A 13,972-nucleotide genomic window follows, 5' to 3' on the forward strand; every position below is an offset into this window, starting at 1 on the left:
TAAAACCATGAATACAGAACTCTTCAAACAGTTAGTAGATCAAAGTCAAATTCCAACGCTAATCTGTTTAAAGAATGAACGTATTTATGAAAATCAATCTTTTAGTAATCTGCTCAAAACGGCTAAAATAAATATTGATGAATTCATTGAAAAATATTTACAAAGTTTTGATTCCACTATAGAAATAAATTTGAATGACAAAAACATTTACTTTTATATTTTTAAACAAATGATTGACACTTCAATTATTTCTTACCAAATAATTGATGTTACTGAAGAGCAAATACATTTAAAAAATTTAGAAAATTCATTAAAAAGCTTACACGAAATTGATAAACAAAGAAAAATATTTTTAGAAAACCTTTCACACGAACTGCGCACCCCGCTCACCGGGATCATCGGATTTACAGACCTATTGAAATACACTGACTTAAGCGAAGAAGCTCAAACGTATTTAGAGGGTTTGTCAGAATCAGCCAATAGAATGGTCGAAACTCTAAATAATATAAATGATTTCACATTGCTTACTTCTGAAAACAACAGCGTTGAAATACAAGAAATAGATGTTTACTCTACACTTAAAACACTATGTGATGCCTTTTATTACAAAGCAAAAGCAAAACAATTAAGAATACAATTAATTGGTGAGGTAGCCCCTGAAATTAAATTTTTTACTGATACTAAAAAAGTAGAAACCATAGTAAAACAACTGCTTTCCAATGCTATAAAATTTACAGACAAGGGTAAAATAGAAGTATCGTATGAAGTGACAGAAGACTTGTGTAGAATTTCAGTAAAAGATACTGGAATCGGAATACCCGAAGATAAAATAGAAGAATGTTTTGATGATTTTAAACAATTGAGTGAAGGTTACAACAGACAATACGAAGGTTCAGGTATTGGATTAAGTATCGTAAAGAAATTAGTGAATTTATTGAAAGGCTTTATACGTGTAGAAAGCAAGGTAAATGAAGGAAGTACTTTCACCATAGAAATTCCCAATGCAAAGGAAAAATTTGAAAAACCTGAAGTTTCCATCTCAAAAACACAAGGAAACAATATTCTCTATGTAGAGGACAATTATTTAAATCAAAAATTACTTCAAATCAGTTTAGGTAAAAAATACAATATTACCTTAGCTGACAATGCAGAAGAAGGTTTAAAATGGATTAAGGAAAAAGATTTTGACTTGGTATTAATGGACATTAATCTCGGAAAAGGCATGGACGGCATACAAGCAATGAAAGAAATCAAAAAATATCCAAAATACTCAAAGACACCAGTCATCGCCCTTACCGCCTATGCATTGGCAAATGATGAAGAAAAATTTTTGAAAGAAGGATTTGATGATTACATTCCTAAACCCTATACAAAGGATGAAATCATTAGCAAAATTTCAAAATTTATTTACAAATGAAGTAAAAATCATCTTATTAAATGAAATCAAAGAATTTTAAATACTACGAATATAGCATAAGGCTTGTCAAGGACCTGAAAGGAAATATCACCGATTTTTTAATTGAAAAATGGGATAAAATCCAACCTGAACCATTAAATATTTTAAATATGTATATACCACCTATTTCCTATAAAATGTTGGAAAGCAAATACAATTTCGAAAAGGGTTTTTTTGAAATGTTTATATCCAATATTGATACCACTCCAGAAGGCATATTTTATTACAATGGAAACGGAATACAAGAAAATATTTACAAAATAAAATATGTGGGTACAGGTGATGTGCTTAACATATTACTTTCAGTAGAAAATCAGATAACGGTTGAAGAGTTTCAGGAGTTGAATGAAATCAAATATTTCTACGAAAATATTTTTCATCATTCGGGTGATGCAATATTTATCGTCGAATATAAAAACGGAGAATTTAGATACGTAACTACCAATAAAAAGCACAGAACAGAAACAGGAATACCCATAGAATCAATTCAAAACAAAACACCATATGAACTAGTAGGTCATGAAATCGGAAAAGTATTGGTAGATAATTACACCAAAGCGCTTAATTCAAATGATGTGATTTCTTACGAAGAATATCTGGAATTGCCTGCTGGGGCAAAGTATTGGTTAACATCATTGAAAAAAATCGTAATACCAAAGTCTGAAAGAGTTTTAATTATTGGAAGTGCAAGAGATATTACTGATCTTAAGAGCAAAGAAATTAAAAATCAAAAGCTCATCGAGCAGCTAGAAGAGGCGAATTCCATAAAAAACAAGTTTTTTACCATCATAGCTCATGACCTTAAAAATCCATTGTACAATAGTCTATCCATCGGCGATCTTCTGTATGAAAGTGCAGAATCGCTTTCGATGCAAGAATTGAAGGACTATCTCAAATTGCTAAACATTAGTTTAAAAAACGCCTCAGAATTGTTGAGCAATTTGTTGGTTTGGTCATCAAGTCAAATGAAGGGACTATCAGTAGAATTTGAACCTATATATCTCAAAAAAACAGTTGATAAAGTTTTAGAGGGATTAGAACTTAACATCAACGAAAAAAAGATAAATATAATAAGAGATAATTTAGAAAATACAATTGTATATTGTGATAACAATAGCTTATACTTTATTCTTCGAAATTTAATCTCTAATGCCATCAAGTTTTCGCATATGAATGGAGAAATTAAAATCACCTCTAAAAATCTTCCAAACGATGAAATTCAAATCTCCATTCAAGATAATGGAATTGGAATTAGTGAAGAAAACAAAGAAAAATTATTCACTTTTCTTACAAAATCAACTCTCGGTACTTTTGGCGAAAAAGGTTCAGGACTTGGTTTGGCTCTTGTAAGAGAGTTTGTAGAAAAAAATAAAGGGAGAATTTTTTTCGAAAGTGAATTGGGAAAAGGTACTACATTTTATGTAATTCTTCCAGCTTTTAAACCCATTAAAAAATAATTATGAATATAAACTCAATTGCAATAGCGGGAGCAGGTACTATGGGTATCGGTATCGCCCAATTAGCCGCTCAAAATGGACACATAGTATTCTTGTATGACATTCAACAAAAAAACCTCGAAAATGCCCGAAAAAGTATTGAAAATAACTTACAAAAGCTTGCTGAAAAGGGCAAATTACCATCATCAACTTATGAAGAAATAGTTCAAAGAATTCATTACATATATCAATTAGAGAATCTAACGGAATGCTCTCTTTTTATAGAGGCGATAATCGAAAACTTTGAAGCAAAAAAGACTCTGTTTAGTCAGATTGAAAAAATAGTACCCGATAGCTGCATTTTAGCCTCAAATACTTCTAGTCTAAGCATCAATCGGTTGAGCAGTGTACTTACCCACCCGGAAAGATTTGTAGGGCTGCACTTTTTCAATCCTGCTACAATAATGAAGCTGGTGGAAGTAATACCAGGTATTAACACCTCGTGGGCTATAATTGATGGCTTAAAAGACCTGATGACAAGTTGGGGTAAAATACCTGCTGTGGCTAAGGACACACCTGGTTTCATCGTGAACCGAGTGGCTCGGCCCTTTTACGGCGAGGCTCTTCGCATTGCTGAAGAAGGACTGGCTACACCGGCTGAGATCGACCAGATCATGAAGAGGCTCGGTGGCTTTCGAATGGGGCCTTTCGAATTGATGGACTTTATCGGCCTGGACGTGAATTTTTCGGTAAGCTATTCAGTATTTGAGCAGTTCTACTACGACCCGCGCTACAAACCTTCGCTTTTGCAACAGCGCATGATGGAATCAGGTCGTCTCGGTCGAAAATCAGGCAAAGGGTTCTACGATTACAGCCTTCCCAATCCATTTGAAGTAACCCAAGCGCTCGACGAATCAAAAAGTCAAGCGATTTTCTTTCGCATCTTGAGTATGCTCATCAACGAAGCAGTAGATGCAGTTTATTTTCAAATTGCCGATGCGCAAGCGGTCGATAAAGCAATGATGTACGGAGCGAATTACCCCAAAGGCTTACTTGCGTGGGGCAAAGAGATTGGTTTTGATAAAGTGAAGGCCGAAATCGACCGATTGTTTGAGCATTACAAAGACATGCGCTACAGAGCCTCTGCCGGATTTTATGTGATTGACAGACTTTTAGATTAAATATCGATATTTAAGCTTGAGGTTGTTTTTCTGACTGTGTAAGCAGTCTGAAGACATCCTCAAGTTTTACATCCTTTAGCTGAATGCTGAGGATGGCATTTCCGGTAGCTACAGCTTTTTCAAAAATGGCTTTTCTCAAGTCCTTTTGGGCATCTGTGTCGATGAGCCAATGACTTGCTTCTCGCTTCACCTTTAAAACACCGTCTATCGACTTAAACCAAGCAGCACTGACTTCTTTTTCGAGCTGAACGACCAAGGTCTGTCGACCGGAGGCTTGTTTAAGAGCTTCGGTAGTAGTGTCAGCCACTATTTTTCCTTTGTTAATAATGATAACCCGATCGCAGAGAATCTCTACCTCTTGCATAATGTGCGTAGAGAGCATTACGGTCTTTGAACGGCCAAGCTCCTTGATGAGCTGGCGTATTTCCACAATTTGATTAGGATCCAGGCCGGTAGTTGGCTCATCGAGAATTAAAACTTCTGGGTCGTGGATGAGTGCGTGAGCCAAACCGACGCGCTGGCGATAGCCTTTTGAAAGTTGTCCGATGCGTTTGTGCGCTTCAGGTGTCAGTCCAGTTTTTTCGATCATTTCTTCCACCCGGCTTTTAGGCACTTTCTGAAGACCTGCCATAAAGCGGAGAAATTCGCGAACGTACATGTCGAGGTACAGAGGATTGTGCTCAGGCAAATACCCAATTTTTTTTCTGACTTCTATGCTGTGTTGATTTACGTCGAGCCCATCTACAGCTGCATATCCCTCAGTGGCTGGAATAAAACCTGTGAGAATTTTCATCATAGTACTTTTTCCTGCCCCATTTGGGCCTAAAAAGCCTACAATTTCCCCTTTCTTAACTTTAAAACTCACTTTATCAAGGGCACGCTGTGTTCCGTAAATCTTTGTAACCTTCTGTACTTCGAGCGACATATTTTAAAAAATTACGCATTAAAAGGGTAAAGTTTCTTGATCGGTATTCTGAAGTTTCGAGAGTATGTCCTGAACGGTTTTTTCAGTTTCTGATAGTTTTTTCTTACAAAAATTAACAAGAAACTCTGCTCTTTGTATGAGCTTTACCATTGTATCCGGATCGATGTCTTCTTGTTCCAGCTGATCGGCTATGGTTTGAAGTTCATCCATAGCAGCGGTGTAGGTCAGCTCGTTTTCTGCACTCTCCATGTTACAGGAAATTATTGCGCCAAATTAACGCGGATTGAAATACCTACGTTTGTATTTGAGGTTGGAAAAGCATTGGATGTTTTGTAGGTAGAAATGATCTGATCGTAAAAGACTTTTGCATTCACGCGTGCTGAAATGGCGTAGTCTGCAGAAATTTTAATGGTGGTAATTCGACTACCAGCCGTTACCTGGTCTACGCGCTCTACGATGCGCCGAATGATGACCTGATTGTCGCGTACTGATACATCGCAGCGCAGCTCCAGATTCGACTGCGGCTTCTTGCCTGTTTCGCCCAAACTTACAAACTGCAGTTTTACATCTTTTACTACATAACCGGCGCCTACTACAATTTCATTGCCTCTCGAATCTGTAAGCTGATTGTTGGCGAGGCTTAAGTTTTGTGTGCGGTCTTTTTTGTAATCGATTCGCAGAGTCAGTGAATTTTTCATTCGAAGGTTTACACCCACCAAAGGTGACCACTGCTCTACAATAGTAGCCGACACAATTTGAAATTCGGGCAGAAAATCGCCATTTTCATTGATGGGAGGTTCTCCATCTTCGATGCGCTGCTGGCGGATCAGGTTGGTATTGAAATTTCCGAGTGTATAAGTACCTGTGTAGCCATGCCTTAAAGCTATGTTTGTAAAGTGCTTGTTGAAAAAAGGAATTTTATTCAATCCGTCATAGGTAAGTTGCCAATTAGGCAAGGGAATTGAATTTCTTCGGTAACGGGGATCAAGAGACACAGTGCCCGGATCTATGCCTGCGAAAGCAGAAAGAAAGGCGGGAAGTAATACATCTTGAGATGCGTAACTGTAGCCCTGCCAGCCATAGTTAGCTGAATCAGGATTGTTGTTAAAGGTAGGATTGTAGGTCGGATCGGTTTGTTTGCGCAATTCGACCAATCGTTCGGAGATCACCTCTCTGTTTTTAAGAAATTGCTCGTACACATTGCTTCTGAAATCGGGGCCGCGTAATGATTCAAAAGAAGTGCGAAAAGCCCAGAACGATGTTGTGTAGGTACCCATCTGAAAGAGGTTTTGAACCTGATAATCAAAGGCTGTGGCATCGAATCTGAAGAATCCGTTTTGATTGAAGGTACTATTTCTCTGTGAAGTTAGTTCGATTCTAAAGGTATTAATCGGTTCGATGGTAGCTCGAAGGTTTAGATTTTCAGTATGGGTTTGAGAGAATTGATTATTGAGCAAAGGTGATTTGGTAATCCATTCGTTTTCAGCAGCTTTTGGTTTAATATCGCGCTGTGAACCAAAGGCAAAATCGTACCCTGGTGCTGAACCATTCTGACCTAAAATTCCGGGAGTGGGCATGAAACCAGGTAAAAGACTTCCTCGGGTGATGGTGTATCCTCCTCCCACATTGCGCAAGCTCATTAAGATACGCGCTGAAGATTTTGCTATTTTCCGGAAAACAGATTCTTTGTCCTCTTCTTGCTTATTTGCATTCTGATTGGGTTGATTGGTATTTCCTCTTAAAGATGCCGGCACATTTGGACGCTGTTGACCTGGTCTTTGAGGGGGCTTTCCTTGATTGGCTTCTTGTAAAAACTTGATTTTATTGTAGAAGTTTACAAGATTCGCTTGTCCATTGAATTGCCAACTTTGAGAGTTTTGGATGGTATTGCCCAGATTAAGCGAATCATTGTCAGTATTTAAAATAGCCAAAAGCGAGTTAGTGGTCCAGTCAAAATCAGCCGTGTAGCGCACACTTGTATTTACAAAGTTCAGCAATGGAATTTTACTGAAAGGAACTTCGTAGTTCACATTTAGCGTATGGTGGTAGTTGGTCGGGCGACCACCTGCCCGCAGATTTTCGCGAATAGCGTTTCGCACCGAATCAGCCGTTGCTGGTCCATCAGGCTCATCTATACGTGTAAACATTCGAGCTTGAAAATCTGCACGTAGGGCGCGTGTAAGATCCCAGCTAATGTCGTAAATGCGATTAAAAGTGAAAGCTTTTTGATACGTAGTAGGCAATCTAAAAGTTGGGTTATCCGTATTGCGCATTTCGGCTTCGTTGTAAATCCTCCATAGCTCCGTTCTGAAAGTGAAGCGCGAGGGCATGTAGTTGAAATTGAAATCTCGGATGAGAGCTAAATGCTTGTTTTGCAGAAACTTGATTTTCTTAAATGGCTCAACAGGTTTTACTTGTGCTTGATAATTGTAATTCAAAGAGCCTTTGTAATCGCGACGAATGTCTGAAACGGTATTGATGTTACGGAAATAAATTTCATTAAAAGAGTAGGATAAGGCTATGTTTTCGATATCGTAAAACTGAGGTTTCCGACGTGTATTGGTTCGTTCCTTTCGCACATTAGCGAAGTTGATGCCCCTTCGCAAGGTGTAGGTTTGAGCTATTCTTCGCAGAGAGTCGCGCTCTTGGGGTGTTTCGATGTTTCGTAAAGCGTCTTTAAATTCAATGTCCATATCCAGCGGATTGAACATCGGATTTCGCCATTCTTCTGCGTAACCGACGAACATAGGTATGCGAAGCCGCACTTTATCGGAGAAAAATTTGCCAAGTTCAAAGTTGGATTGTAGATCGTAGGCAATGATTTCTTCCTTGCGACGGGCATTCACATTCTGGTCGATCGAACCAAATCCTACAGTTGAGTAGTTTCCTGAGAGCGTAATGTTAGCGAAATCGGCCAGCTGAGCATTAACTCTACCGGCAGCAGCATAGCCACCGCGGTTGTCAAATCCGCCAAGTCGAAGCTCGTTTACCCAAATTTCAGCACATTTAGGCTGTCCATCGTCGTTTGGATCGCCCAATTGTTTTTTGGGATTTCGAATTCCAATCATGATAGTGCGTACGTTGCCGAGATTTGGCACTCCTACAATGGTTATTTTTCTGTTGCCGAGGTCCACTGTGTATCTGCTTTGCAGTGGGAATCCAGCCTTGTCGCGTTGCAGTTTTATTTGCCGGATTTCTTCCATATTGATGTCAAACTCATTTTCTATCGGCCATATCAGTCGTGGGTCAACCTCGCCCCACTGAGTGACTTGTAGGGGAATTTCGTATTCGTAGTAATTCTGACTAAAGTCGGCACCAAGACGTATGAAGGCAGTGAGATCGCCGTTTTTCAGCGGTTTGGTAGCATCGCGCTGTTCGGCGTGTACAAACATTCTGAGTCGCTTGTACAAGCGCATGTCCATCGCAAGGTTTCTAAATACCGCCCTTGCATCTCCATCTTTTAGATCACATACCCGTATGGCGAGCGACTGTTCGTTTTGAGCTTGAATAGATGAAGTAGCAAAGAGCTCCTGTCGCTCTATGCCTGGCGGCAGCACATAATTAATGGGATTGCGCTGTCCGTTTTCTTCCAGATTTACTACGTTTACTTCGAAGAGTGTACCGTCTCTATCGTCAGTGGCCAGATCGTCGCGTATGCCCGTAAGCGAAAACGGATAGCGCCTCCATTCTCCACGCACCAATTCTAAGGCTGCAAAGCGCAAGACGATCGGATTTTCCCAATTGTGCAGAAACATCCGAATAAACCGAATGGAACGGAAATCGCTAATCGGGCCAATCACTTTATCTGGCGAAAAAATGGGCACCTTAAACTGATACCAGGTTACGGGCTTTCTACTACCGTCGGGCAACACATCGGTAGTGGTTTGAAAGACATCGGTTATATAATTTTTGCCAATTTGTAAATCTTGAGGGCGAATGGATACGCGATATTGGAAATAGGTTTCCGATCGCGCCAGCGTTTGGTCTGAGTTTACGTCTTCCATGTCAGGACGGTTAGTTGCTGTGTTTGGATAACCGTCTGGTTGCGAAATATCGCTATTGCCTTGTGGATTATTCCATTTTTTGTACCGCTCTAAAATGGTGGCTCCTTGATTGTCGTAATTATTCGACCTGTAAAACTCATAATTATCTGCCGCCGGGTCATTAAATATTGCATTATACACGGCTGATCCAGAGCCAAACTGAGCTGCTACCCGCTGAATGAATGTCTGTCCGTTGTGCAAAAACCACTGGCGCTCGAGTTCGTCGTTTAGTCCATCCAGACCGACATCTTGTACTTCGCGCGCACCAGGTTCGTTGTTAAAGGCCTGAACCTGAGGCACTATTTTTGGCACAATTCCCCAAGCAGTAGAGTCCACTTGGTTCAAGTTGCCGTCAATGGGTATTCCCTGCTCAAAGGCCTGACGGCCATCTTTGAGAATATCCTCAGAAATATTTCCAAGATTAAAATATAAATCGCCCCCCTTAAGATTGGGATTTTCAAGGAAGGGGTCGAGCAGCCAAAACTGAATAAATTCAATGTTTTGCTCTTCGAAATTGTTGGTGAGTAGTTCGCGCATGATTCCCCCCCAACGGCTGCGCGGATTATTCAGCTTCCCATCGGCATTTAAACCAGCTGATATTCCCGGTTCTCCTTCCACGTCGAAGTTGTAAGGACCTCTCTCGTCGGGATAGTAAGCAAGATCAAGAGTCGGAATGTTTCTAGGCATGGCGGGATCGAGACGTCTGTTGGGAAATACCTCTCTCACCAGTATCTCGCGCATGTAGTGATTTGAGCGCATTACACGGTCAGCGCGAACGTTTGCCGGTGTTTGTGAGTTGGCTTGAAAAAACAGTGGATCGATGGTATACCAAGCCAATCGAGCACGGTTATAACCAATGCGGATATCGTTGTTTAGCTCTGCTTCCGGAAATAACTCAGGTTGACCTGATGGAACACTGGCCAACTGCCAACGCATGGGATTACGGATGTCAATAAGGGTTTGAGAGCTTTCAAAATCATCAATATAGGTAGTCTCTTCGCGATTGAGCTTTATGGCCCTCGGCGAACCGGGAATCAACTGCGCAAATTCACCCTGAGCATTTATAGTAGAGGGTGCTTTAGTAGAAAGAAAGGGAATAGCATCGACCAGTTTTGTCAAAAAGGGCGCCTGATTGCTGTATTGGGTATTTAAGCCCCAAATGGTATTAGCTATAGGTTCAAAACCGAGATTTACCTTTTGGGTAAAGGGTCGTTCACGAAGATGCAGTAAGGTACCCCCGATGTTCCAATGTTCACTCACGCGGTGGTCTACATTGATGCCCGCAAAAGTTTTCACGTTGGCTCCGAAAAGCGCATTGTTTTCAAAATCCACCCGAATGGGTAAGCCAGAATTAATAATGCCCTCATCTAAAATTCTCACCCTACCGAGATTGTAATCTACGGTGTATTGGGTGCCTTCTTGCAGTTTTACACCACCGGCTGTTACAGAAACGGAACCTCTTGGAATATTGATGGCATTGAGTTGAATTTCACTGCCTGAAGCCGATTTATATCTTCCCTTTAAAAAGAATTTGTTCAGCTTGGTCATTTCTTGTGCCCTGAAGCGCGTACTGTCGTACAACTGCTGGAATACGTATTTGGCCCTCAATTCGTCGTTGTCGAGTTTTGATGCGAGGTGGCGACCAAATGGCTCAACCACCGGAAAATATATCCTTCCGTTTTGGGGATTAATCGTTACATTAGGCACGAAGTCAAAGAATCCATCAGGATATGGGTCGTTGTTGTTGTTCAGCTTATCGAGCCCCATTACGCGCAGTAGCAATTCGTTTCTTAGATTCCCCTCTGGCAAGAAAGGTATAGGTACACCGGTCTCATCGTTCCAATACAGCACATCAAGCCTGAAGTCTTGCGGGTTGATTTGAAAAGCATTTAACGAATACACATTCTTCATCATCAGATGCCACATAGGCACCTTCACATTCAGCAGGGTAGCTTTCAAAAGTTTTAAAATCAATGTAGAAGGCGGAGATACCCCATCGTTGCTAAACTCACCTACCTGATAAGTCTTGCCATTAGCCGTATATTGATAAGCTACAGCAAGCACCTCATCTTGGTTAAGCGCCTGATTGAGCGAAATATATCCCAATTGAGGGTGAAAGGTGTATTCGTTTGGACTCAACAGCCGGGCATTGGTAAGATCTTCGAAATCAATGCCCGGTTCAAATTTTGCCTGGCTCAAAACCGCGTTGGCTGTAGCAATGTTTCGTATACCGGAATATTCGTTCTGGATGGTTGAAGGATTCAACCTATTCATTTGATTGTGTGGCAATTCGGGATGCCGGCGATCAACTGTGCCTGAGAAGATATCCGGCTCATTAAGTCCACTCTGCGAATGGCGGTATGCCCATCCGGCTCTATCAGCCTCGCCCAAATCCATGAAAGCGACAATATTTCGCACATTTTCAGTTACATTTCTACGGTTGGTAACCCACACCTCTATTCTGGTAATTTGAATCGGCGAGGTGATTACAGGCATGTTAGCAAGGAAACGCTCATAGTTCTCGCGGAAATAGTGCGAGAGGAAATAATGTCTGTTTGCCTCGTATTGATCAGCTTGAATAAAAAACTCCTGCACTGCCCCACCCCCTTGCAAATTGATGGATGACGTTTGACTTCTCTGCTCTGAAAAAATTGTGGTCACTGTGGTCTTCCCAAACTGCATTTGAGCCTTTACCCCAAAAAGACTTTGTACACCTGTGATCAGCGAACTGTTCAAGGGCATATTTACATTACCAAATTCTAATTTCTTCAGAATTTGGTCTTCTTCACCAGTAAATTGTGTTTTAATTTGATTATCAAACTGAAATGTCGCCTGTGTATCGTAATTAAATCCAAGATTCAAGCGCGTTCCAATTTTACCATTTACGTTCATCTGAATGCGCTGATTGAAAACCAGGTTGAAGGTTCTGCGATTTCGAACCGGAATCATTGGATTTTCCAGGCGCTGAAATCTGCCTCCGAGAGTGAGCGTCGCCGATCCCTGAGGCCTGATTTCTATGGTATTACTACCAAAAATATTTTTAAAAGCTTCACCCTTTATTTCGATCAGCGGCAGTAGGGCTGATCCTGATTCCCTAGGATCAGATTGCTTACTTCGATCTCTCAGTCCACCCCCACTACCTGATTTATCAGACCAATATCTGCTATCTTCTTGTGCAAATTGAATTTTGCGAAATTCTTCAGGTGTATAGTATTGAGCGTCAATGACTGTATTGCCAATAAATTTTCGAACGATATAGAGATTTCGCACTGGGTCATAGTCGAGTTCGGTCCTAAAATTTGCCGGGTCTTTCAAATTCAAAGAAGAAGGTTTACGCACATCGTACCTAGTAGAGTCTTTTGTGGTATCACTTTGTACAACTAGAATTTTTGAAGAAGCCCCTCTCGATGTAAAGGATGGAAAGCGAAATGCACTTAATGATAGAAACCCGAATAATAAAACAACGATATGAGCTAACGACCGTACTCTCACCCCCAACTACAAATTCTTTAGAGCCAACTTAATAATCGATTCAACGTCTAAAAACGGATTTTCTTGAACAATTTTATCCACTACTTTACTTGCCACAGGACGCGGATATCCTAAAACTTCTAAAGCTGATAACGCATCCTTTGCAGCTTTAGTATTTGATGTGGTAGATTTAACTGCGTAATTTTCAGTAATAGATGCAACCTTATCTCGCAAATCGATAATTAAGCGCTCTGCCGTTTTAGCTCCGATACCTTTTACAGCTTTGAGCCTGTTTACATTTCCCGATGCTATCACTTCCACGAGTTCGTCAACCCTTAAATGACTCAAAATTAGTCGAGCTGTATTAGCACCAACCCCTGAAACGCTGATGAGCTGTTGAAAAATCTCCCTCTCACTTTCACTTAAGAAGCCATATAAAACATGTGCATCTTCTCTAACAATCAGATGAGTAAATAGTCTGAACTTCTGCCCTACAACCAATTTTTCAAAAGTAAAAACGCTGATTTGCAGTTGCCAGCCAACTCCGTTTACATTGAGCACGCATTGCGTCGGCTGTAAGTACTCTACAGTACCCTCTAAAAAATAATACATTACTCTTTATCACTCTGACTTGTGCAAAAATACGTTGTGCAAAATTTAACTCTGACTCTTAGAAGATCTCAAACAAATAATTCATAGATATTCATTAAAAAATTACATGTATAATAAGGAATTTCCTTTGACCCAACCGGTCTTCCCATCTGGTAATTTAATTTTTACAAATTCACCGTCTGTTTGAATTGAAATAACTTTCGCCCCCTCATGAAGTGTAAAAAGATCTACTGATGATTCAAAAGGCTCATTCTTTGTTAAAACACTTTCAGCTACAATTGCATAGCGATTTTTTGATTCATCATTTAAAACAGTGAATAAAAAAGTGCAAACAAAACTTAAGACTACATAAAATATGGATTTTACAAGATCATATGTAACTTTATTTTTTAAATATTTCCAGAACTTAACTACATAAAGGACTAAAAATAACAATGAAAAAAAGAGAAAAAGAAACTTCCAATTAGAAAATTTTAAAAAATTTTGAAGTCTTTCAACCACTGATGGAATTCCGAAACCAAAATCTCCCGGGATATTGCTGAGTACAAAGTTTAAATTCGTTATCAAATCTTCATCAAAAGGCATGAAATACAATGCCCTTTCATAATAATATCTTGAATAGCCTAATTTATTGATTTTGTAAGAAGCATTTCCAACATTATACAACAATTCACCAGATACCACACCGCTGTTTAATAAAGAATCATATAACAAAAGGGCTTCTTGATAGTTGCCCTCTTTGTACAATGTATTAGCTTTTAAAAATACAGAATCGATAACCGAGCTAAAAGTTAGATTTGGTGTTAAGAATAAAAATATTAAAATAACAAAAATTTTTTTCATAACTA

8 protein-coding genes are annotated in these 13,972 nt (G+C 39.8%); 3 read left to right on the forward strand and 5 right to left on the reverse strand.

Annotated elements, in window-relative coordinates:
- Positions 1–7 precede the first annotated feature (7 nt).
- From EIP89_RS06300 to EIP89_RS06310, 3 genes are read left to right on the forward strand one after another with little or no spacing between them, the layout of a single operon-like run.
- Positions 8–1,417, forward strand: coding sequence for an ATP-binding response regulator (locus EIP89_RS06300; RefSeq protein ID WP_124397821.1), 1,410 nt, complete (start codon positions 8–10; stop codon positions 1,415–1,417).
- A 20-nt stretch (positions 1,418–1,437) separates the two neighbouring features.
- Entirely contained in the window at positions 1,438–2,913 is a 1,476-nt protein-coding gene (locus EIP89_RS06305) for a PAS domain-containing sensor histidine kinase (RefSeq protein ID WP_124397822.1), read from the forward strand.
- Positions 2,914–2,915: 2 nt separating this feature from the next.
- Positions 2,916–4,073 carry a 3-hydroxyacyl-CoA dehydrogenase NAD-binding domain-containing protein gene (locus tag EIP89_RS06310; RefSeq protein ID WP_124397823.1) on the forward strand — a complete coding sequence of 386 codons (1,158 nt, stop codon included), beginning with the start codon at positions 2,916–2,918 and terminating at the stop codon, positions 4,071–4,073.
- A 10-nt stretch (positions 4,074–4,083) separates the two neighbouring features.
- Here EIP89_RS06310 and gldA read toward each other — a convergent pair whose 3' ends face one another.
- The 5 genes from gldA to EIP89_RS06335 all read right to left on the reverse strand — a co-directional run bounded on the left by gldA (position 4,084) and on the right by EIP89_RS06335 (position 13,967).
- Positions 4,084–4,998, reverse strand: coding sequence for a gliding motility-associated ABC transporter ATP-binding subunit GldA (gene gldA, locus EIP89_RS06315; protein WP_124397824.1), 915 nt, complete (start codon positions 4,996–4,998; stop codon positions 4,084–4,086).
- Between the two features lie 18 nt (positions 4,999–5,016).
- Positions 5,017–5,247 (reverse strand): exodeoxyribonuclease VII small subunit, encoded by a 231-nt coding sequence (gene xseB, locus EIP89_RS06320; protein ID WP_124397825.1) that lies wholly within the window; start codon positions 5,245–5,247, stop codon positions 5,017–5,019.
- An 11-nt stretch (positions 5,248–5,258) separates the two neighbouring features.
- Entirely contained in the window at positions 5,259–12,362 is a 7,104-nt protein-coding gene (gene sov / locus EIP89_RS06325; RefSeq protein ID WP_160160542.1) for a T9SS outer membrane translocon Sov/SprA, read from the reverse strand.
- Positions 12,363–12,539: 177 nt separating this feature from the next.
- On the reverse strand, positions 12,540–13,124 hold the full coding sequence (ruvA, locus tag EIP89_RS06330; RefSeq protein WP_124397827.1) for a Holliday junction branch migration protein RuvA: 585 nt from the start codon (positions 13,122–13,124) through the stop codon (positions 12,540–12,542).
- A 102-nt stretch (positions 13,125–13,226) separates the two neighbouring features.
- Positions 13,227–13,967, reverse strand: a complete 741-nt coding sequence (locus tag EIP89_RS06335) for a tetratricopeptide repeat protein (protein WP_124397828.1) — start codon at positions 13,965–13,967, stop codon at positions 13,227–13,229.
- Positions 13,968–13,972: the final 5 nt, after the last annotated feature.

The sequence above is a fragment of the Thermaurantimonas aggregans genome (genome assembly GCF_003851885.1).
GTDB classification, from domain to species: Bacteria; Bacteroidota; Bacteroidia; order Flavobacteriales; family Schleiferiaceae; genus Thermaurantimonas; species Thermaurantimonas aggregans.

Excerpts from the sequence above, each read along its gene's own strand:
- gldA (WP_124397824.1), bottom strand. The coding sequence starts at position 4,998 with ATGTCGCTCGAAGTACAGAAGGTTACAAAGATTTACGGAACACAGCGT.
- EIP89_RS06300 (WP_124397821.1), top strand. The coding sequence starts at position 8 with ATGAATACAGAACTCTTCAAACAGTTAGTAGATCAAAGTCAAATTCCA.
- EIP89_RS06305 (WP_124397822.1), top strand. The coding sequence starts at position 1,438 with ATGAAATCAAAGAATTTTAAATACTACGAATATAGCATAAGGCTTGTC.
- xseB (WP_124397825.1), bottom strand. The coding sequence starts at position 5,247 with ATGGAGAGTGCAGAAAACGAGCTGACCTACACCGCTGCTATGGATGAA.
- EIP89_RS06310 (WP_124397823.1), top strand. The coding sequence starts at position 2,916 with ATGAATATAAACTCAATTGCAATAGCGGGAGCAGGTACTATGGGTATC.
- EIP89_RS06335 (WP_124397828.1), bottom strand. The coding sequence starts at position 13,967 with ATGAAAAAAATTTTTGTTATTTTAATATTTTTATTCTTAACACCAAAT.
- ruvA (WP_124397827.1), bottom strand. The coding sequence starts at position 13,124 with ATGTATTATTTTTTAGAGGGTACTGTAGAGTACTTACAGCCGACGCAA.